Below are 20,243 nucleotides of genomic sequence, written 5' to 3'. Positions count from 1 at the left end.
ATCTCGTTAAAGCCCGTTGAATGCCATATTCAACGGGCTTTTTTGTGTCAAGGCTGTGTTAAAATCTGCGACCTGATAACTGATCCATATAATTGTTAAACGTATAACTGTTAAGAGTAACTGTGATGCAGACCCGTTTATTAAGCAAAGAAGAATTTGATGCTACCCGTTCTCAGCCTGAACGAGTGAATGCCGGTGAACCTCCGATGGATTTCTGGGCTTATGTCGAATCCATTCCAGCTGAGGACTTTGGTGTGGCAGATTGCCGTGAAGGTCAGGTCAGCCATGTTTACCGTATGGGGGACCTGTATGAGCATGTGTTAATCAACAGTCAGTTTCAGGGATTAGCCATGGTAGTGGTGATTGATCTGGCGGCCGCCCGGGTTTATGGCCACTACTTGTTGGATATTAATCCTGTGAATACTCAGATGCCTGAGTGAATCAAGATCTACCCCGTTAAAGCGGACACCAAAATTTAATTAAGATTGAGGTGTCCCGCACCTAAGTACAGATGTCCCGCGCTGAAGTACATTAGCCGTGTCCTGCCAATCTCTATCTACTACTAAAAACACACTTTTCTTCATTATTTAGAATGAATGTGATCGCCGGAAGTGGCAATGGCCCGATGCCTGGAAACAGGATAATCGGACACATAATCACAAATGGAGAGAGGCGATGTCATTTTTCGGTAAGGTTATTGATTTTCTGGGCGGCGGCGTTGGCGAGACCATCGTTGATACCGTCAAAGACTATTTCCCACCCAAGCTGAGCGATGCTGAACGGATGCAGATTGAAGAAGCTATTCGTCAGGCTGCGCGGGAGCACGAGTTGCAGTTGATTCAGTTAGCGCAGGCCGAGCAGCAAGCGTTTGATCAGCGCACGCAACAAATGGAAGGTACCGCCAAAGACCTGCAGCAGTTTGGCATGCTGGGAAAACTGGTTGTGTTTCTGCGTGGTATGCAGCGACCGATCTGGGGCTTCTTTGTTTTATATCTGGATTATCAGGTATTTATCGAGGGTACCTGGCCAACTGTTGGTGGCGGAGAGGCTGGGAAAGGTGCTACGGACAATACAATGGCACTGAGTTTTGAGTCCGCCTTCTGGATGATTAACTTTTTAGTACTGGGTTTTTTGTTTGGTGAAAGGGCAATGCGCAATGTTGTTCCTTTACTGCAGAAAAAACTCGGCCAGAATCCAGCCAATTCTTATCCCGGCGATGTGAAGGGGTGAGCGTATGAGTTATAGCATTGATGCAGAAGGCTTATTACAGGGCCCGGATGTCAGCCATCAGTTGACGGATAAACACTCGGGATCTTTCGCGAATAACCTGCCCGATACCCTGTTAATGCACTACACCGCAGGCAGTACTTTAGCCGGAGCTGTCAGTCACTTATCCCGACCTGCTGTTAAAGCATCGGCTCATCTGGTACTGGGCCGCGATGGTGACATTGTGCAGTTGGTTCCTTTTACCAAAAAAGCCTGGCATGCCGGTAAAAGCCATTATCAGCAACGTACTGGCCTGAACCAATACAGTATTGGCATTGAGATGGTGAATGCCGGGCCATTAAAAAAAACCGCAAGCCGGTTTGTGTCTGCCTTTGGTAAACACTACCCGGAGGATGAGGTTGTGTTGGCAACGCACCGCAATGAACAACAGGCGCGTTATTGGCAAGTGTATAGCGAACCACAAATTGCCTGTGCCATGGCGATTTGTGAAGTGCTGATTGAGCACTACGGTATTCATACTCTGTTAGGACATGAAGAAGTATCTCCGGGCCGGAAAACCGATCCGGGACCTGCTTTTCCACTGGATCAGATCCGCCAGCAACTGTTGTCTGATCGGGCGGCTGATGATCCGGATGAGCCTGAATCATTGGTGCCGCTAAGGCCACAACAAGGGCGCGATGCCCGGGTGATGGCTTCTCAGCTTAATATCCGCCAGTCTGCTTCTCTGTATGCCAGACCGGTACGACCACCACTGATATCCGGGCAGTCCGTGACTGTGCTGGCGGAGAAAAATGGTTGGTGCAAAGTGCAGGTAACGGAGACAGGTTGGGTTAAAAAAGAGTATCTGAGTGGTTGAGGTAGGCTTGAGGTGCGGTTGAAATAAGCGTGCAGTATTTTATGCACCTGGAAAATTAAAAGCCTGCGCAGGTAATGTTTATGTAAAACGTGCGCAGGCTTTTTCTATCAGATAAGCATTAATTCATTCTGCTGTTTGTGGCAGCTTAAATAGCTCCATGGCTTCGCGGTCAATATCCGAAAGCTCGGCGATATCGGTTAATTCACCACCATTCACAAACAATAACCAAGGTTGTTGCTGTTGAATAATCGCCTTTTGATACATGCTCTGAATATCTTCTAAGCTCAGTTGTTTTACTTGCTCCGCAATGGCTGGCATAGAATCAAAGCTGTAACGCTGATCCCCCAGATCACGCCAGAAACGACTGGCTTTTTCCGCCATGTTTTTAGGTTTCTCCAGTAATAAGTTAACTAAACCATTCTGGAAATTAACAAACTCCTCCTGAGACATGCTCGCCAATTGCTCGGCAAACTGTGTGAAAAAGGTTTGCGAGTGCTGCAGAATATTTTCAGGTGTGGCTTCTGGAGACTGAACAATAAATGCCAGTGCTGGTACGGTTTGCTGCGGGTAAGGCGTGGCAAACACAATATAACCCAGCTGTTGTTCGGTACGCATATACTGATAATACGGTGCCGATAAAATCTGGCCCATCAGACTCATGGTGGCACGGCTACGGTCTGAAGTATCCGAACCCTGAACGTACAGAGTAAACGCCGTATCCTGATGGTCGACATGAACCTGCTGTTGGTATTGTCCAGCCGGTGCTTTACGTACCAGAGCTGGTGTTAACAGCGCATGATTAGCCGGGAAAACGGCCTGTACTTTGTCAGCCATATCGCTGGCTTGAGCCTGAGATAAATGACCATGCACATACAATTGATGCGCGATTTTGTTGCCGAAGCCAGCAGCAAATTCAGTCACATCATCACGTGTAACTTGTTTCAGTTCAGCTAATAATTGTTGTGGGCTGAATGCTGGCTGATATAACCAGTGTTTCAGCTCTTCCAGTGAACGCTGATAAGGTTTGCCTTTTAACTGATTTTCCAATGCGCGCTGTAATGAATTTTTATAACGGGTAAATTCATCATCATTTAACTGCGCCTGTTTCATTTCAGTTAATACACGTTGTAATAACTCCGGCAATTTATCCTGATAACCGCCAATGTGTAATAACAATCCCTGGCCGTTAACACTCAGGTTGTAGCTTAAGCCAGCAATGGCAGCCGGATAGCTGTAAGTATTTAAGGCTTCGTTAACCGTACGGGTGTATAAACGCGCTAATACCCGCTGACGAGCACTGCTCTGAATATCCGGTTGCTGTAATAACACCCGTACGTGTGATTTGGGTTGTTTAAAGTCGGTTTCTGCGTAATACCAGAGTGCCCGCTCAGCCTCATTAATTAAGGCAATTGGAGTGTCAGTCACACTGTCGGCTAATAATTCCAGATTCTCCGGAATAAACGGGTTAGCCTGTGGCAAATGCATTGCTTCCAGCCCGCTGGTGGTTAGCTCCAGAGCCGGGAAGGTGCTTGGCCGCAGGCGAATATTAGTGCCATACCATGGGTCAACAATTTCGGTCGTGACGTTTGGGGCAATTAAGGTACGCAGCATGTTGTCTGCACTTAAGCCATCGAGGAACGGCTTAATGGTTGGCTGGCTGATGGCCTGCCATTTGTAGTCGCCATAAATAACGTCATGAGGTTTATACACCAGCATATTGCTGCTCAGGCGAACCACATAATCGGATAACCGGCCTTGTTCCTGGAAGCGAAATTCCAGCTCACTCAGATTCGCCTGCTCCTGACTGAGGTATTCCGGCAGTGGCGATTGTTTCATCAGGTCGATGTAATACATCAGTGCCTGAGTGATCTGATCGGTATGTAATAACCCTTTTTGTGTCAGGCTGACCTGCACCACTAATGTGGTTTCGTGATCACTGGCCATCGAGCGCCCGGCGCTTAAGCCTTCGGCCCAGCCGCGCTGTTTCAGAAATGCCAACAGGCTGCCTTCACCTTCATGACCCAGCAGGCTGCTGATCACCTGAATGGGTTTGTATTGGTATAAATGTTTTGACGCTGGCAGTGGGAAAGTAAATTGTAACCGGCGAATTTCTTTTACCGGCTCAATATTTAAATCCAGTGGCAACTGGCCTTCGGTAAATAAAGGGACGGGTGCTGGCTTTTGTTCCGTCTGTTGTTGCGGCACGGCATTAAAATGCGATACCGCCCACTGTTCCAGTTGCTCCAGTGAATAATTACCGGCCAGTACTAATGTCATTTTTTCAGATGAATAATGCTTGGCATAAAAATCCAGTAATTCATCACGAATACTGCTGCCATCACGATCGGCCAGTGTATCTAAATTACCGGTTGAGAAAGAGGCAAACGGATGTTCCGGGTTCATGGCTTGTTTTTCGGCCGAATAAATACGGCGGAAATCGTCTTTATATTTCGATTTATATTCGGCATGAACCGCATTTTTTTCACGATCGACGTATTGTGCATCAAACGTGGGTGAAATAAAGAAGGGTGCAAAACGATCCAGTGCACCTTCCATTGCGGTGTTATTGACTTCAAAGAAGTAGGTGGTCTGGCTGTTGGCAGTAAAGGCGTTATGTGAACCACCGTTACGGGAAATATAGGCCTGATAATCTCCGGCTTCGGGATAAGGCTCTGTGCCTAAAAACAGCATGTGCTCTAAAAAGTGTGCCAGACCTTCGCGATTTTGTGGGTCGTCACCACTGCCCACTGCGACCGAAACCGCGGCGGCAGCTTTATCGGCTTGTGGGGTCGATACCAGCAAGGTTTTTAAACCATTATCCAGTTCAAGGTAACGGTATTGATAGGGGTCGGATGGGCTGACAATCAGCTCGGGTTGGTCAAGGCGTTGGTACATAGAAAAAGCAATCGCTGCGAGTACGATAAATAGAAATGTCCAGTAACGAGGTGACAACATGCCAGCTCCTTTCCGTGTTATAAAATTAAATGAAGGGCCTTATCAAGCTTAATGTGCAGTGCCATTGGCGTTAATAATGGCTTGCGCATCGGCTAATGAATGGCGCTGAGGATCCAGTTGATTAATCAGGTTCAGGCGTTGCTTGCTGTCTTCTAATTCTGCCAGTACCAGCGCAAACTGGCCCTGAAATGCCTGGTCGATGGTGTCATACAGTTCTTGTGCGGCATCTTTGGATTCACCGGCGTTGCTTTCACGCAGGGTTTTTAAACACGCTAATGCAATCTGGTGGTAGGCCTGGTCTTTGTTCACTTCTAACTCCTGAAAAACTCTTCCGGCCCTGTTGATCGGACCGGTTATGATCGCTGCTAATCATAACTCAGCGGCCCGCGATGAACAGCGTTATCGTGTCGGGAAATGTGAATCCTGTGGCTTATGAGGCCCTGGTATTCAGATTTTAAACCAGGCGAGTTGTTCAGCACTTAATGGCGGAGATAAAACATCACCGCTGAGCCAGTCAACCTCGCTTTGGTGGGCTGCCGCGAGGGCATCGGTGGAATGAATATCCGGCGCATAAATACGCAACCGGTGACTATGGATGCGCTGCAATAACCGTTTACTTTGCGGCAGCGATTTACTGTTGCTCATATTCGGCAGAAACTCCGGCGCTAATACCACGCCCTGAATCGGCAGAGCCGGAATCTGGCGTGAGTTCAGAAAGCTGCGGCCAAAATTAGCGACAAACAAACGACAACCTGCCTGCAGCCAGTCGCTGCGTAACTGTTGTGCCTGAGCGCTGTCATCAAGCAGCTGACTTTCATTAACAATAATGACCGGATCAACGGCTTTTGGGTTATCCAATGCAGCGAGCAACTGTTTTAAGGCCGACAGGTAAGTCCGGTTGTTGCTTTCTCCGGCTTGCTGAGCGTCGTACACCAGAGTGAGTACACCACTGAACGAATCCTGCCAGGCTTGCAGTATGGCAGTCATCCAGGCCTGCCATTGTGACTGGTCATAGCTGAGATGGGGTGTTTTTAACGCCACGACCTGGCCACTGGGGTTAAACAGAGCTGTGGTTTTGAAATCCTGGGTTTTGTAATCCGGGTTTGTGTTGGCGGATGATGAATCATTCACCGGCTGGCTATCGGGTTGCAGACCGTTGCCCGGTATCTGTGGCGGTTGTGGCCGGGCATAACGTTTCAGTTCTTCCTGATAGTCGGTTGGTGGCGGCATATTTTTGCTGACAAAACGGCATAAGCAGACGCGATAGTGCTCGCTCACCGACGTTGCCACCATCCAGGCTGAGATTTTATGTTCGGATTGTGGCAGGAAGCTGAAATACCCCAGCCAGCTATGACTGGATTCCACCTGGGTGGTGATTTCTGCTTCCAGCTCAAACGGCATAGCAGACACATTGGCCGAGAACAGGTTAATACCAACCAGGTCGGGTTCTTCAACCCCCAAAGCAGCACACATTGAAGGATTTGCCAGGCGGATAACCCAGTTGGCGTCGGTCAGTAACAGAGGTTGATCGCCCTGAACATTGTGGCGTAAAAACAGCGCTTTACGCATCAGCTGGTGCTGTTTCAGGCCCTCGGTAATATCATTGCTCAGCAACAGATTATCCCAGGGTTTGGCGATAAAGCGATGCACATCACCGTTACGCCAGGCCTGTTGTAATACCGGATAGTCCACCTGGCCGGATAACAGAATGCGATACGTTGCCGGATAACGCTGGCGTACTTCACGGCATAGCGTTAAACCATCCGTTAACGGCATCTTATAGTCGGTAACCATCAGGTGGATGTCGTGCTGCTCAAAAATGGCTAGAGCTTCACTGGCGTTGCTGGCTTCAAAAATAGTGAGTGTGTCGGAACGTAGTAACCTGCGCAGGGTCTGCAGGATATCGGCTTCATCGTCTACCAGTAACAGGTTCCACTGCATAATTGCTCTCATTGCCTCAAAGTGCCTAACCTTTACTGTAGCTGGCCTGCCCCGGAATTAACAAGCCATATGCCGACAGGTACATCAGCTGCGCTGTTGCTACAGAAACAATTTGCACAGAAAACCGGGTTTTTATACCGCTTTCATGTTTAAACCGGATTTTACCTTGCATTGCCGGCAGGCTATCTATACTGAACCCATGTCCTGCTGAGTTTGAGAGTTCGTGGTGAGGGATAAACAAGCATTAACAACAGGTGAAGTCGCTAAATACTGTGGGGTGAATTTCCGCACAGTCATCCGCTGGATTGAGCGCGGCCATCTGGAAGCCTATAAGTTGCCGGGACGGGGTGATAACCGCATTCCGGTTGAAAGTTTTGTTGCCTTTCTGAAAGGTAATAATATGCCGGTACCGGACGAATTAGCGTTGGGTGGCAAAGTTCTGTTGCTGTTGGCCAATAACAGTGACACTTCGATTGAAATATCAGCTGCGGTCCGTCGGGCTGGCTGGGATGTTAAAGTCACTGCTGATCCGATTCAGTTTGGTTTTATGATTGCTCAGCAGTCTCCCGGAGCGATTGCTATCACAGCAGACAAAGACCGCCAGTCAGTTGAGAAAGTATTAAAAGATGTCGAAGGGCGGGATATTTTATGCCTGTGCTTTGACAAACCTGCCAACAAAGAAGCGGCAAACAGCCATGCCTGGCTGTATTATCACTGGCCGACCGATCAACAAGAACTGATTCTCCATCTGACCAGTGATGTTGCGGCTTAATGATGTTGCGGCTTGAGAATGTTGCCCTTTGACACAGCAGGACATGAATGAATCTGGTTTGGCTTTCCCTGACAGTGGTGCTGTTGCTGGCGCTGATTTCTCTGATATTTCACACCCGAAAGCTATCAAAACAACTGAGAACGGTTGAAGCAGACCGTACCCGGTTTCGTTTACTACTTAATCAGATGCCAGACATCGTTACCGAAATTGATCCGGACGGTGTGATTGTTGACCTGAACCACGCGGCAGAGGGATACGACAGGCAGCAAGTGATTGGTACTCGTTGTGAAGCTTATTTACGCCCGGATGTGGCTGCATTGTTTCGTGAAAAAATGCAGCTGGCGATGAGCACCCGGGTAGCCCAGCAATACGAAGTGGAGCTGGTGACAGGTGATGGCAAGCCGCTGTATCTGTCGAATCAGCTGATTCCCATCGTCAGCGACGGCAAACTGCATAATTTGCTGGCGATCAGCAGCAATATTACCGCCCAGGTAAAAGCCCGTAATGTCCTGAAACAGGAACGTGACCAGGCAGAAGAAGCAAATATTGCCAAAAGCCGCTTTCTGGCCAGCATGAGTCACGAAATCCGTACTCCGATGAATGGCTTATTAGGCATGGCTTCGTTGCTGGAACAAACGGAATTATCAGCCGAACAACACAGCTTTCTGAAAGTTATTCAAACGTCCTCCGAACACCTGTTAGCCATCGTTAACGATATTCTTGATCTGTCAAAAATTGAGGCCGATAAACTCACCATTGAAGAAGAATCGTTTAATCTGCACTCGATGGTGGAAGATCTACTGAGCATGGTATCGGCCAAAGCCAAAGAGCAGGGGCTGGTACTGCAATCATTTATTGATCAACACGTGCCACAGCTCGTTGTGGGAGATGCCATTCGTATCCGCCAGATTCTGATGAATTATCTCACCAATGCCATTAAATTTACCGCACATGGACATGTGTTGTTGCGGGTTGTCCGGATTGATAACGGTGTGTGTGCTGACAGCCGTGCTCGGGCAGACAGCGAAACGCAGAAAATCGGGCTGCGTTTCACCGTTGAAGATACTGGTTTGGGCATTGAGGCCAGTAAAGCGATGCATCTGTTTGATGAATACAGCTTTGCTCACGGGCGCTTATCTTCCATGGTGGGAGGAACGGGACTGGGGCTGAGTATCTGTAAACGCCTGGCGACACTGATGCAGGGGCAGGTCGGTGTGGTCAGCGCTCCGGAAATTGGTTCAAACTTCTGGCTGGATTTATCACTGGCGACTGTGCCTCGAATAAGTGCCAGCGAACGTGATACTCACACACAATTGTTACAGAATCACTCTTTGTGGCTGATGGATGAAGTGCCGGTTAACCGGGCTTTATTAGTATCTGTTGCCCGTCGTTTGCAAATGCCACTGCAAGAATTCCGATCTCTGGATGATGCTCAGCAGGCGATTGCTCAGATCCGGGGTTCAGGACAAGCAGACTCGTTACCGCAAGTACTGGTAATTTCCTGGCGCTTGTATCACGTTCTGAAAAAACAGCTGGCCCCCCTGATGCAACAGGGAGTCCGGCTGGCGGTAACCTTCAGTGAAGCAATCAGCCGGGATGTTGAACAACAATTACAGCAAGACGGCGTGTACGGTTACTGGGACTGGCCAATCAGTGAAGACAGGTTACGTTCTCTGTTACTGACTCTGGCTCAGAACAATCAGCAGCCGGAGCGTCTGGTTACTCAGTATCAGCGCACCGGTAACAGCAACAACAAGGTGGATGACGTGTTGCAGGGAAAACGAATTCTGTTGGCTGAAGACAATCTGGTGAATCAAAAAGTGGCGACTCAGATGCTGAGTAAAATCGGATGTGAGGTACAGCTGGCCGCTACCGGCTCAGAAGCGCTTAAGCTGTATCAGGCCCAGCCGTTTGATCTGATTCTGATGGACTGCCATATGCCGGAGATGGATGGCCTGGAGGCAACCCGACAAATTCGGCATGAAGAAAGTCGTCGGCTAGAGAGTCGCCAACGCATTGTGATTGTGGCGTTATCGGCGGATGTGATGGCGGAACAGAAAAAAGCGTGTCTGGCGGCTGGTATGGACGATTATCTGGCCAAACCCATTCGTATTGATGAACTCAGGCAGGCACTGCTGACGCATCTGTCACCGGCCTGAGTCTGTATAAGCGCTCTGAAATCAGAGCACACTGCCATAAGGAATAAAGCGATTATCGGTTTTATTCTTGAGTGCTTTGATAAAATCTTTTTCCGGAAGCTGCTGAGTTTTCTTTAAATAACGGAAAATCCAGATCGCCGGATTTTTATCCCGTGCCTCAAAGCCACTCAATTTGACTTCAGCAACCGTGTAAAAGGTTGCCAGCTGAAGGCGTTCATCGTTGCTCAGCTGCTCAATAGCGGCTTGCCAGTTTTCCTCGGAAAACTGCATCCAGCTGCGGGCTGATGCCAGTTGTTGATCGTTCAGTAAGTCTGATACATCACCCTGAAGTTCCAGTTGGGCTGCAGCGGTTGCCAGCTTTTGCAGCACTGTCAAGTCGGGGGTGTTGTTTGTGAGGTCGGCGGGTTGCCAAACATCAACCATAAGGTGTTACCTGATTCGCTCGTAATGAAGCGCAAGGATATACTAAAGCACTAATCAGGATAAACCGTGGTGAGCACGGTATGGGTAAAGGCCTGAATCAGGGCGCGATAAAGAGAGTGATATGTCTGACCTGTATGCGGATATTCGTCCGTTTAATGATCTGGAAGTGAAACCGGCACTGGACCGTTTGCTGGCATCCGACGAAATGATGGCGGCCTTACTGAAATACCGTTTTCCTAAGGCTCCCGGAATCTTACAGCCTTTGCTGCAACCTTTGTTTAAATCACTGGTGCAGTCACAATTTAAGCGACTGAATTCGGTTGAAGCCTTCCAGTTATGGATGGAACCTAAAGTGGCTCAGCTGTTACAGCAGAGCACCGACACGGTTGAAGTCAGCGGTCTGGATCAGCTGGATCCAGAAAAAACACACGTCTGGATTTCGAACCACCGCGATATTGCCATGGACCCAACCATGATCAATTACTCGCTGCATCTGGCAGGCTGGCCAACCAGCCGCATCGCCATTGGCGATAATTTGTTGGAAAACCCTGATGTGGCCGATGTGATGCGGCTGAACAAAAGCTTTGTAGTAAAGCGTAATATCGACAATAACCGGCAGAAATTAAAAGAACTGCAACGTTTATCGGCTTATATCCGTCACTCTGTCAGTGAAGGGGAATCGATCTGGATTGCTCAGCGTGAAGGGCGGGCAAAAGATAATATTGATCGTACCGATACGGCGGTTTTAAAAATGCTGGCCCTGCACGGGCGCAGCAGCAAAGAATCCTTCAGTGAAACCATGCAACAGCTGAACCCGGTACCAGTATCGATTCAATACGAATGGGATCCGTGTGATGTGCTAAAAGCGCGCGAGTTGGTGATGCTGGCACAAACCGGCAGTTATCAGAAAGAAGATGAAGAAGATGTGCGCAGCATTTTACTGGGACTGACCGGATGTAAAGGTAAAGTAAAAGTGAATTTTGGCCGGCCGTTAACGCAGGCAGAGGTGCAGGATGCTGATACAATGGCCAACTGTATCGACCAACAATTAGCGGACATGGCCGAAATCTGGCCGGTTCATTGGGCCGCCGCTGAGCTGCTGCAACCTGAAAGCGATCTGGCGTTGCCTGAGGGTACCCGTCGTCACGAGGTCGATGACAAAAAAGTGCAACTGGAGCAACGTCTGAGCGGCGTTTCGGATTCGGTTCGCCAGCAAATGCTTACAAACTATGCCGTTGGCTGTTTATCAGACACCAGAAACTGATCTTCAGATTGCGGCTAATCAGGGACTTTATTATGCCGCAACACCGCTCTGTAGTTACTGGGCTTATTTCATCACTGTTTATTCCATTATTGTTGACCATCACTCTGAGCGGTTGCGAACTGGGGGTGAGTTACAGCGATCAGGATGAACGCATTGATGTGAGCTATTTTAAGCAGCAATGTGATGATGCCTCTTCCCGGTTATGCTTTCGGGTAAAAGAGGAAGGCAGTAGCAGCGACTACGAGACCTTTGAAAATCTAAACGGTTTCAGCAGTTACCAATGGGGCAACGATTACACCATTAATGTTGAAACCTCCTTTGATGATTCCGGTGATGCCAGCAGCTATCGCTTTTTATCGGAACAAACCGTTACCGCCAACACCAATGCTTTCAGCCTGACCCTGTATTCTCAGGCCGGTATCCTCAGTGCCGAAAACTCTGATAACACTTCCTGGTCATTAGGTGGAGAAATCAGCTTCAGCACCACGGCTGAGCAAGGCTCTGATATTGATCGGGCGATTGCCGCGGGCCAGGTTCTGCAACTGGAATTCACCGCCAGTGATAATGTGCTGACCTACTCTTCGTTATTATGTGCCGCCGCAGAAGATGACTTTGCGGAAAATTGTGAAGGCATCAGTAACGATGACTGGACCATCCGCCACTTCCAGAGTGACTGTAACTATACCGAAGCAAGGTTATGTCTGGTGTATCGTGCTGACAGCTCCGACGATTGGGAATTACTGCAAACCACCTCGTCGGACATTTCAGACTTCACCCCACAATGGGGACAGGAATACGATATTGAAGTGGTGAAAACACTCAGCGCTGGTGGTCAGTTAATTTCTGCCCGGTTAGAAGAGAATGATGCCAACCCTGAGTCATTTACCGGTAGCAGCAATAACTTTTTATTCGTATTAAATGCCCGGGATCTGGCGGATGCCGATTCGGACAACAAAATTGTGCTATATGACGGCGGGCAAACTCTGTTCTGCGATACCTTATGTGATGAGTTGGCTGAAGCCAAAGACGATGAGCATATGCTGTTATTAGATGGCTATGTGGAAGTCGTTGGTGCTGGCAGCAATTCCGATGATCAGAACAGCACAGATGGCCAGAGCAACCCTGAGGTTGAAATTATTGTGTCTGCCATTGTCTGTAATGAAAACATTGGCAGCGATTTCGACGATTGTGTTGCCGATGAAGATGATATTGATTGGTGGCCAGCTGGAGATTCAACCAACTAATAGGCCAATCAATTAACCGGCCCTTTGCAAGGTCTGGAATTGAATTTCCAGACTATTGCTATCATCGCTTAACCAGATACTGCCTTCTTCGATGGTGACCTGCAGGTTCATATTACGTTGTGCCCATTGATCAATGTTGTCACAACCGCTGAATTGCAGTACGGATACATTAGTAAAGCGCTGCAATTTATTTTCATTTTGTTGCCACCAGATTGAAAAGGGACGCGGCTGAAAACCAGCAATAACCACTTGTTGTGAGCGACCACTGGCTTTACGTACACGCTTTTCGTCGGGTTGTCCTAATTCAAGCCATAACTCAATTTCATCACTGAGACTTTTCTGCCATAAATCCGGCTCGTCATCGTTGCTCAGGCCACGGCTGAATTCCAGCGTGTCACTGGCGTATAAACAAAAGCACAGCAGCCGTATCATCATTCGCTCTTCGGTTTCTGACGGGTGTAATGCCAGTGTCAGGGCGTAATCCTGATAATGATGACGGCGCAGGTCTGAAATATTCAGTTGTGCTTTAAAAATAGTGGCTGATAACGCCATGATTAAACCCCACAGAGCAGAACAAGTAGATAAAGAGAGCGCTTAACGATTTTCCCGGGCCCAGACTTCCAGCATCAGGCGCACACGGTCATCACACATCTGCTCTGACAGTTGCAGATCCTCACGAACTTCTCGAATAATCTGTGGATTTTGTACCTCGTCGGCATAAGCACTGATTTCCAGGCTGACATCCCGGCCGCAAGCGTCGTAGAGTTTTTCCAGTAATTGTTCCACCCGGGGAGCATCATCACAGGCCACTGACGGTTGCTCCAGGTCGTGTTCCAGCTCGCGCAGCACAGACCAGCAGGTTTCGCCACGCTGATAGAGGGTTTCCTGATTAATACCGTGCAGATCTTCTAAGGCAAAATCCCAGTCGTGCCAGTCATCTTCCGGCTGAATCAGGGTGGTTTTGATGGTGCCATCGGCTAATGACCAGGCAATAGCAACCGGTTGTGCTTCATCCTCCCAGGAACTGCCGTCAACAGCCAGAAAGTGAGGGTATTGGGAAGAATTTTCAGCGGTCATTGTCTGATCCGTTTGTCAGTGATTCAATCCCGGCGGAATGTACGATGTCAGTCATTTTTTGACAAGGGCAGGGCGTTAAGAAATTGTTCAGCCTGATCGGCTGGTAACGGTCGGCCATAGTAATAACCCTGAGCCAGATCGCAACCGCTGTTAATCAGAAACTGTGCCTGCTCTGCGGTTTCCACACCTTCGGCAACAATCATCATATCGAGGTTTTTACCGAGGGCGATAATTGATGAAGCAATAGCCTGATCGGCATTGCTGCTACTCAGGTCTTTAACAAAGGTACGGTCAATTTTAATCGCATCTACAGGCAGATTCTTCAGGTAATTTAAAGACGAAAATCCGGTACCAAAATCATCAAGATAAATGGATAGGCCATGGCTGCGGAAATATTTAAGCACCTGACGGGCGTTATTCAGATCCTGCATCAGCAGGCTTTCAGTAATTTCGATAGAAATCAGATGTTCCGGCACTTTCAGCGCTTTCAGGGTATTAACAATGTCCTGTTCAAAGCCCGGAATTAAAAATTGTTTGGGCGAAATATTAATACTGATGTTGGCGTTGAATCCCTGTTGATGCCAGAGTTTTGCCTGTCGTGCGGCTTTATCCAGTACCCAATCGCTGATGCGGCCAATCATTCCCGCATCTTCAGCAATATGAATAAAACTGTCGGGTGGAATAAAACTGCCATCGGCTTGTGGCCAGCGTAATAATGCTTCAAAACTGTGGGTGACGGGGATGTTACTGGTTTGATCCGTAGGTTGCAGAAAAACCTTAGGCTGGTAATACAGATCCAGTTCGTTATTTTCCAGCGCATTACGTAAATTGGTTTCCATCGACAAACGATGCTGGGCAATACGTTCTAACGATGGAGTGAAAAAATGGAAGCGGTTTTTACCATTCTCTTTTGCCCGATACATAGCGATATCGGCATTTTTTAATAATGCACCCGGGGTCGTGCCATCATTCGGGTACATTGAAATACCAATGGAAGCACCAATAAAAAACTGCCGCTTGGCAATCACAATGGGCTCGGCCATGACTTCCAGCATACCTTCAGCCAGATACAGAACTTCTTCCTGGTTGCGCACGCCGTCGAGCAAAATAACAAATTCGTCACCGCCAATACGCGCCAACGTGTCACTATCACGAATGCAGGTTTTCAGGCGTTGGCTGACCCGTTGCAGTAACACGTCACCAGCATCATGCCCCAGGCTGTCATTGACGGCTTTAAAGGCATCCAGATCGAGATAACACACGGCCAGACGACGTTGCTGACGCTGAGCGCGATGAATGGCATTTTCCATGCGATCCAGCAGCAGGGTGCGATTGGGCAGAGTGGTCAGGGCATCATGGCGTGCCTGATGAGCAATGGTTTGCTCTTTTTCACGCACTTCGGTGGTGTCACGCAGCATCCAGATAAAACCGGCCACCGGGTCGTTACAGGCGTAAGTTTCCACCCAGCGTCCGGTATGGCTGCGGTACACTTCATGGCGTGCTTCGCCAGGATTATCCATTAATGATTCAACCTGATGCCTCAGCTTTTCAGGCTCAGTGATTAAGCTCATGGAGTTTTTCATCAGATCCGCCAGCGACATGGTTTTCATGTCTTCGCGACTGAGCAGATTCAGCTCCAGATAACGCTGATTAAATACCGTAGGTGAACCATCAGAATTCACCACCAACACACCTTCCTGAGAGGCATTTAGAGTGGCGTCGAGAATCTGATAAGACTGTTTTAACGCCTGCTGTGAGGTAGCCTGTTGCTGCAGGTTAACGCGTAGTTTCTGGTTGCGTTGCAGCAATTCTTCAGACGTCAGCTGTAACGAACGTTCTAACATTTCACGATCAATATCGTGTTGCTGGTACGCCTGATCAATGGCCTGTAATAAGTCGTTAACGCTGAGCTGATCCGTGCTGTCGGGTAAATAACGTTTAAGCTGGCGTTTCAGTAAGCGGTGCATGATTATTTCAGCTCAGAGAATGTGGTAACTGTCATCGTCTGGTTATGCAGGCTGCAGGGGCCGGTTCCCATAATGGGAGCAATCTCCCCGTAGGAATAAAAGCCACTGTGAGGGATATCACTGCACAGGGTTTCTGACAGGACTTCGATTTCTTCGTCGGCAATTTGTTGCAACACCGAGCGGCGGCCGATACAACTGACCAGCAGGGCAAATTCCGGACATTGACTGTTGCAGTCGCCGCAGGCCTGTTCACTGGCGACCTGAGCGCCATCGATCAGACTGTCGATACTGGCGTGCATCAGTTGTGTAATGGCGCCTTCGGGAATGTTTAAGGCAAAAATCAGGCAGTCGTCATCCCGGTCGATACCAAACACCGTGCAGACAACCTGATCCGTATCCTGCTCATGATAGCGAACGCCCAGAGGAAAGCGTTGCCCGGAGGCCGGCAGGTTTTTGGCATGTTCGCCGAGATACTGCTCGTACAGTGCCAGCGCACTCTGGCCATCCAGCTCGTATAACCGATTACCTTCCGAACGGGTCACATAACGCATCGGACCAAATGCTTTCCAGCCACCGTAACAGCCGTAATTAACCTGCAGCTTGTCGCCATAAAAGCCAATCAGAATAATCCGTTTGCTGGAGATGCCTTGCTGATGATAGGTGAAGGTTTGTTGGTAGCGTTCGTTATCACCGGCGACTCCCCCGGAAATATTGTTAAAGGGCGCTAACGTTTGTGAAATGCCCTGTACCGCAGCCTGAGCATCAATAGACAGGCCATCGGCCAGAATCATCAGGTGTTGTAAGTCCGCTTGTTGTGCTTGCCGTGCCAGTTCACTGGCCTGAGTGCGGCTGTCCCGAGCGTCATGGATTTCAGAGCTGAACATCTGAATCCGGGTATCTGAAAAGTACATCAGGGTAATGGTTGCCACGCCATCACAGACACCACGTTTGGCGATTTGTCCGCTGGTGGAACAGCCGGCAAGTGGGGTGTCCGGAAAGCGCTGTTGTAATTCGGGTAACACGTCGCGTGCCGCCTGATTACCAAAGAGCAAAACTAACTGGGGGGTGTCACCCGGCAGTGCTGGCTCCATAACACCATCGCGCCAGATATGCTGACTGACTCTCATCTTTGCTCCTTGTTATCAAATCGACGGCACTGCTGATCAAAACATCTCAGGAACGAAGAATAATGCATTCAGACCTCTCGGCGTTGTATCGAACGTTTTATAAACCTTAGCTCATCATCGCTCAGGAACAAACGTTATATAGTGCCGGAACCCGCGTTATAGTTCCGTAGCAGGGGTGATAGTTCCGCAACAGGGGTGATAATTCCGTAACAAGGGTGATAGTTCTACAGTTCGGGAACAAACTGATCGGTCTGTTCTTTGGTCTTTTTACGAAACTCCCGGGGCGACATCCCCAGCCAGCGGCGAAAAGCACGGCCAAAATTAGACGGGTCGTTATAACCAAGCCGGTGAGCAATATCATCAACCGAATAATCAGGCGCTGACAGCCAGGTCATGGCACGTTCGCAACGCGACTCATCAATCACCTGCTGATAACTGGTGTTTAATTGTGCCAGTTGGCGATTCAGAGTTCTCGGACTGGAGTCGAGACACTTCGCCATCACCATTAATGTTGGATAGGCTTCACTTTGCTGTAACTGTCGGCGGATTCGGCTCACCAGATCCTGACCTTTATCTAGCTCATCCAATAATGCCAGACACTCCGCTTTGGCGTTACGGCGAGCGCGGATATTAGCGGTCGATACCGCAGAATCCAGCAGGTATGTGGGAATACAAAGCTGATTATGAGGCTGTTCAAACATAAAAGGTACATCCAGCACGTCCTCGTAGCAAAACTCCGGGCGCTGCGCAGCACTGGTCAGTTTCACCATGGCGGTGAGTTCTTCATGTTGCTGAATCAGGAAACGAACGATGGTCACCAGCGTCGAGAGAATATTCTGCACCACAAAGTCGAAGGTATCCGGTAGCGCCGCCAGCCGGTTGATCTGAATAATGGCGCTGTCATCTTCCTGAACAAAACGGATATCGGCCATCAGCGTCTGGCTGCGGGCGTAACGTACGACCAGTGACAGTGCGTCCCCCAGTGTTTCAGCCGCCATCATGGTCAACCCAAGAAAGCCATGACTGTGAATATTCATGCGCTTACCGTGCTCCAGACCCAGCAGCGGGTTGTTGGTCAGCCGCAGTGCATTGTCGATGATCTGGTGGTATTGCAGCGGAGAAATTTTCTCCCGGGATGAGGTCAGCGTTGAGGCCATTAACCCGGTTCCCATCACCAGATGGCTGCTGTGAATGCCCTGATGACTCAGCATTTCAATCAGCTGAGCAAGGTATTCGGTATCAATCCGGGCTGGGTGTGTGGTTTTGCCAGACATGGTGTACGGCCGTAAGGTTTTTGAGTGATTTATGGCGTGTAATGACCGGAATCATTTCATGATTTCCCCTTTAACTCAATGACACTTTGCTTCATAGTTCGGTCTATTAAAAAAACAATTAAACCTTCTGCCCGACCAACTCAGTGCTATCTCACCGCTCAGTGACGTCAGAGCAACAGGTTTTTCCTATAAAAAATCATTGGGGAGACTACACGTGGACACATCTTTCTGGGATGGTAAGCGCGCACCCGGCGTGCCTGACACAATCAATCTGAATGAATACGATGCCGTTGTTGAAGTGATCGAAAACGCTTTTAAGCGTTATGCTGATCGCCCGGCATTTACCAGCATCGGTTATACCCTGACTTACCGTCAGATTGATGAATACAGTGCGGCTTTTGCTGCTTATCTGCAGAACCACACCAGTCTCCAGCCCGGTGATCGAATTGCCATTCAGATGCCGAACATTCTGCAATTCCCGATTGCGATGTACGGTGCGTTACGGGCTGGCATGGTAGTGGTCAATACCAATCCGTTGTACACCGAGCGCGAGATGAAGCACCAGTTTAACGACTCGGGTGCAAAAGCACTGGTGTGTATGGATGTGTTCGCCAGAGCCGTACAAAACATCAAAGATGAAACCGGCCTGAAACATATTATCGTGACATCGCTGGCCGATATGTTGCCGTTTGCCAAACGAACACTGATTAATGCCGCGGCCAAATACATTAAAAAAATGGTGCCAGCTTACAGCCTGCCACAGGCGGTGGATTTCCGTAAGGCGCTGGCTCAGGGAGCTAAATACCCGGGCTTTGAAGCCAACTACATTAAAAACCCACACGACACTATCGTGTTGCAGTACACCGGTGGCACCACCGGGGTAGCCAAAGGTGCGGAACTGACCAACCGTAATCTGGTTGCCAATATGATGCAGGCACGTGCCACCTTGTCGCAGCAGGATAAGCAGGGCAATCCGTTAAAACCGGCCGGTGGCGTTAAAATTGTTGCGCCATTACCGCTGTATCATATTTATTCATTCACTGTGCATCTGATGGCCCTGTTTGAGATGGGGGATCACAGTATTCTGATTGCCAATCCGCGGGATACCGACACCTTTGTCAAAATGATGAAGCCACATCAGCTGACCGGCATTATTGGTCTGAATACCTTATTTGTATCCCTGATGGGGAATGATGATTTCCGCAGTATGGATTTCTCTAAGCTGCGCATTACCTTATCCGGTGGCACCGCGCTGGTGGATGATACTGCCAAGCGCTGGAAAGAACTGACCGGTTGTGGCATTTCCGAAGCGTATGGCTTAACCGAATGTTCTCCAGCGGTGTGTATGAATCCGGCAGCAGGTCTTGAGCGTCAAGGGACGGTTGGTGTTGCCGTACCGGGTACTGCGCTGATGTGTATTGATGATCAGGGTAATGAAGTTGGAATCGGTGAGCGTGGGGAATTGTGTGTGAATGGCCCGCAGGTGATGAAAGGTTACTGGAATCGCCCGGAAGCTACCGCCGAAACTTTTACTCCGGATGGCAAGTGGTTCCGTACCGGTGATGTTGCAGTCATTGATGAAGATGGTTTTGTTAAAATCGTAGACCGCATCAAAGATATGATTCTGGTATCTGGTTTTAATGTTTACCCGAACGAAATCGAAGATGTGGTTGCTGCTCATCCGGCGGTTGAAAACTGTGCCGCGATTGGTATTGCGGATAACAAAACCGGTGAAGCGGTGAAGTTATTTATTGTTGCCAGTAATCCGGATATCACCGTCGATGAAATCCGTAATTACTGCCGGGATAAATTAACCGCTTATAAAGTTCCGCGTTATGTTGAATTCCGTGACGAATTACCAATGACGCCTGTTGGTAAAATTCTGCGTCGCGAATTAAAAGACGAAGAAGCTGCAAAGCAAGCTGAACCGGCTTAATACGTCTGCTCCTCTGATAAA

The 20,243-nt window shown here is 48.9% G+C and carries 17 protein-coding genes; 8 read left to right on the top strand and 9 right to left on the bottom strand.

The window, feature by feature from the left end; all coding sequences use genetic code 11:
- Positions 1 to 125: 125 nt before the first annotated feature.
- The 3 genes from ACO05E_RS02455 (at position 126) to ACO05E_RS02445 (ending at position 2,083) form a co-directional block, all read left to right on the top strand.
- The gene (locus ACO05E_RS02455) at positions 126 to 440 is read left to right on the top strand and encodes a hypothetical protein (protein ID WP_419811416.1); all 315 of its coding nucleotides are present in this window, start codon (positions 126 to 128) and stop codon (positions 438 to 440) included.
- A gap of 235 nt (positions 441 to 675) precedes the next feature.
- A complete protein-coding gene (locus ACO05E_RS02450; protein ID WP_419811415.1) occupies positions 676 to 1,230 on the top strand; it encodes a hypothetical protein in 555 nt (184 codons plus the stop codon).
- A gap of 4 nt (positions 1,231 to 1,234) precedes the next feature.
- The gene (locus ACO05E_RS02445) at positions 1,235 to 2,083 is read left to right on the top strand and encodes an N-acetylmuramoyl-L-alanine amidase (RefSeq protein WP_419811414.1); all 849 of its coding nucleotides are present in this window, start codon (positions 1,235 to 1,237) and stop codon (positions 2,081 to 2,083) included.
- Positions 2,084 to 2,206: 123 nt separating this feature from the next.
- On the opposite strand, the gene ACO05E_RS02440 is transcribed toward ACO05E_RS02445, so the two are convergent.
- The 3 genes from ACO05E_RS02440 to ACO05E_RS02430 form a co-directional block, all read right to left on the bottom strand.
- Complete coding sequence (locus tag ACO05E_RS02440; RefSeq protein WP_419811413.1) at positions 2,207 to 5,038, bottom strand: insulinase family protein; 2,832 nt, start codon at positions 5,036 to 5,038, stop codon at positions 2,207 to 2,209.
- Between the two features lie 48 nt (positions 5,039 to 5,086).
- Positions 5,087 to 5,347 (bottom strand): hypothetical protein, encoded by a 261-nt coding sequence (locus tag ACO05E_RS02435; RefSeq protein WP_419811412.1) that lies wholly within the window; start codon positions 5,345 to 5,347, stop codon positions 5,087 to 5,089.
- Positions 5,348 to 5,485: 138 nt separating this feature from the next.
- Positions 5,486 to 6,979 (bottom strand): response regulator, encoded by a 1,494-nt coding sequence (locus tag ACO05E_RS02430; RefSeq protein WP_419811411.1) that lies wholly within the window; start codon positions 6,977 to 6,979, stop codon positions 5,486 to 5,488.
- Positions 6,980 to 7,205: 226 nt separating this feature from the next.
- On the opposite strand from ACO05E_RS02430, the gene ACO05E_RS02425 reads away from it, so the two are divergent.
- Both ACO05E_RS02425 and ACO05E_RS02420 read left to right on the top strand, forming a co-directional pair.
- Entirely contained in the window at positions 7,206 to 7,751 is a 546-nt protein-coding gene (locus ACO05E_RS02425) for a helix-turn-helix domain-containing protein (RefSeq protein WP_419811410.1), read from the top strand.
- Between the two features lie 47 nt (positions 7,752 to 7,798).
- Positions 7,799 to 9,910, top strand: coding sequence for a response regulator (locus ACO05E_RS02420; RefSeq protein ID WP_419811409.1), 2,112 nt, complete (start codon positions 7,799 to 7,801; stop codon positions 9,908 to 9,910).
- A gap of 21 nt (positions 9,911 to 9,931) precedes the next feature.
- Here ACO05E_RS02420 and ACO05E_RS02415 read toward each other — a convergent pair whose 3' ends face one another.
- Positions 9,932 to 10,333 (bottom strand): hypothetical protein, encoded by a 402-nt coding sequence (locus ACO05E_RS02415; protein WP_419811408.1) that lies wholly within the window; start codon positions 10,331 to 10,333, stop codon positions 9,932 to 9,934.
- Between the two features lie 121 nt (positions 10,334 to 10,454).
- Between ACO05E_RS02415 and ACO05E_RS02410 the strand changes: the two genes are divergently transcribed.
- Together ACO05E_RS02410 and ACO05E_RS02405 are read left to right on the top strand one after the other, a co-directional pair.
- Positions 10,455 to 11,597 (top strand): 1-acyl-sn-glycerol-3-phosphate acyltransferase, encoded by a 1,143-nt coding sequence (locus tag ACO05E_RS02410; RefSeq protein ID WP_419811407.1) that lies wholly within the window; start codon positions 10,455 to 10,457, stop codon positions 11,595 to 11,597.
- 32 nt (positions 11,598 to 11,629) lie between these two features.
- Positions 11,630 to 12,841 (top strand): hypothetical protein, encoded by a 1,212-nt coding sequence (locus tag ACO05E_RS02405; protein ID WP_419811406.1) that lies wholly within the window; start codon positions 11,630 to 11,632, stop codon positions 12,839 to 12,841.
- A 12-nt stretch (positions 12,842 to 12,853) separates the two neighbouring features.
- Here ACO05E_RS02405 and ACO05E_RS02400 read toward each other — a convergent pair whose 3' ends face one another.
- From ACO05E_RS02400 to ACO05E_RS02380, 5 genes are all read right to left on the bottom strand, one after another.
- A complete protein-coding gene (locus ACO05E_RS02400; protein ID WP_419811405.1) occupies positions 12,854 to 13,393 on the bottom strand; it encodes a YaeQ family protein in 540 nt (179 codons plus the stop codon).
- 42 nt (positions 13,394 to 13,435) lie between these two features.
- Positions 13,436 to 13,918, bottom strand: a complete 483-nt coding sequence (locus ACO05E_RS02395) for a hypothetical protein (protein ID WP_419811404.1) — start codon at positions 13,916 to 13,918, stop codon at positions 13,436 to 13,438.
- A gap of 47 nt (positions 13,919 to 13,965) precedes the next feature.
- Positions 13,966 to 15,885 carry a putative bifunctional diguanylate cyclase/phosphodiesterase gene (locus ACO05E_RS02390; protein WP_419811403.1) on the bottom strand — a complete coding sequence of 640 codons (1,920 nt, stop codon included), beginning with the start codon at positions 15,883 to 15,885 and terminating at the stop codon, positions 13,966 to 13,968.
- A gap of 2 nt (positions 15,886 to 15,887) precedes the next feature.
- A complete protein-coding gene (locus ACO05E_RS02385) occupies positions 15,888 to 17,012 on the bottom strand; it encodes an FIST signal transduction protein (RefSeq protein ID WP_419811402.1) in 1,125 nt (374 codons plus the stop codon).
- Positions 17,013 to 17,236: 224 nt separating this feature from the next.
- Entirely contained in the window at positions 17,237 to 18,286 is a 1,050-nt protein-coding gene (locus tag ACO05E_RS02380; protein ID WP_419811401.1) for an AraC family transcriptional regulator ligand-binding domain-containing protein, read from the bottom strand.
- 214 nt (positions 18,287 to 18,500) lie between these two features.
- On the opposite strand from ACO05E_RS02380, the gene ACO05E_RS02375 reads away from it, so the two are divergent.
- Positions 18,501 to 20,222: an AMP-binding protein gene (locus tag ACO05E_RS02375; RefSeq protein ID WP_419811400.1), complete on the top strand. Its 1,722-nt coding sequence runs from the start codon at positions 18,501 to 18,503 to the stop codon at positions 20,220 to 20,222.
- Positions 20,223 to 20,243 lie beyond the last annotated feature (21 nt).

It is taken from the genome of Bacterioplanoides sp., assembly GCF_965226395.1.
Classification (GTDB): Bacteria; Pseudomonadota; Gammaproteobacteria; order Pseudomonadales; family Oceanobacteraceae; genus Bacterioplanoides.
Note: the sequence above shows the minus strand (reverse complement) of the source record. Positions and strands in the feature narration are given on the sequence as shown.

What these genes read in the sequence shown, in the direction of transcription:
- ACO05E_RS02455 (WP_419811416.1), top strand. Translation starts at nt 126, where the DNA reads ATGCAGACCCGTTTATTAAGCAAAGAAGAATTTGATGCTACCCGTTCT.
- ACO05E_RS02450 (WP_419811415.1), top strand. Translation starts at nt 676, where the DNA reads ATGTCATTTTTCGGTAAGGTTATTGATTTTCTGGGCGGCGGCGTTGGC.
- ACO05E_RS02445 (WP_419811414.1), top strand. Translation starts at nt 1,235, where the DNA reads ATGAGTTATAGCATTGATGCAGAAGGCTTATTACAGGGCCCGGATGTC.
- ACO05E_RS02440 (WP_419811413.1), bottom strand. Translation starts at nt 5,038, where the DNA reads ATGTTGTCACCTCGTTACTGGACATTTCTATTTATCGTACTCGCAGCG.
- ACO05E_RS02430 (WP_419811411.1), bottom strand. Translation starts at nt 6,979, where the DNA reads ATGCAGTGGAACCTGTTACTGGTAGACGATGAAGCCGATATCCTGCAG.
- ACO05E_RS02420 (WP_419811409.1), top strand. Translation starts at nt 7,799, where the DNA reads ATGAATCTGGTTTGGCTTTCCCTGACAGTGGTGCTGTTGCTGGCGCTG.
- ACO05E_RS02415 (WP_419811408.1), bottom strand. Translation starts at nt 10,333, where the DNA reads ATGGTTGATGTTTGGCAACCCGCCGACCTCACAAACAACACCCCCGAC.
- ACO05E_RS02410 (WP_419811407.1), top strand. Translation starts at nt 10,455, where the DNA reads ATGTCTGACCTGTATGCGGATATTCGTCCGTTTAATGATCTGGAAGTG.
- ACO05E_RS02405 (WP_419811406.1), top strand. Translation starts at nt 11,630, where the DNA reads ATGCCGCAACACCGCTCTGTAGTTACTGGGCTTATTTCATCACTGTTT.
- ACO05E_RS02400 (WP_419811405.1), bottom strand. Translation starts at nt 13,393, where the DNA reads ATGGCGTTATCAGCCACTATTTTTAAAGCACAACTGAATATTTCAGAC.
- ACO05E_RS02395 (WP_419811404.1), bottom strand. Translation starts at nt 13,918, where the DNA reads ATGACCGCTGAAAATTCTTCCCAATACCCTCACTTTCTGGCTGTTGAC.
- ACO05E_RS02390 (WP_419811403.1), bottom strand. Translation starts at nt 15,885, where the DNA reads ATGCACCGCTTACTGAAACGCCAGCTTAAACGTTATTTACCCGACAGC.
- ACO05E_RS02385 (WP_419811402.1), bottom strand. Translation starts at nt 17,012, where the DNA reads ATGAGAGTCAGTCAGCATATCTGGCGCGATGGTGTTATGGAGCCAGCA.
- ACO05E_RS02380 (WP_419811401.1), bottom strand. Translation starts at nt 18,286, where the DNA reads ATGTCTGGCAAAACCACACACCCAGCCCGGATTGATACCGAATACCTT.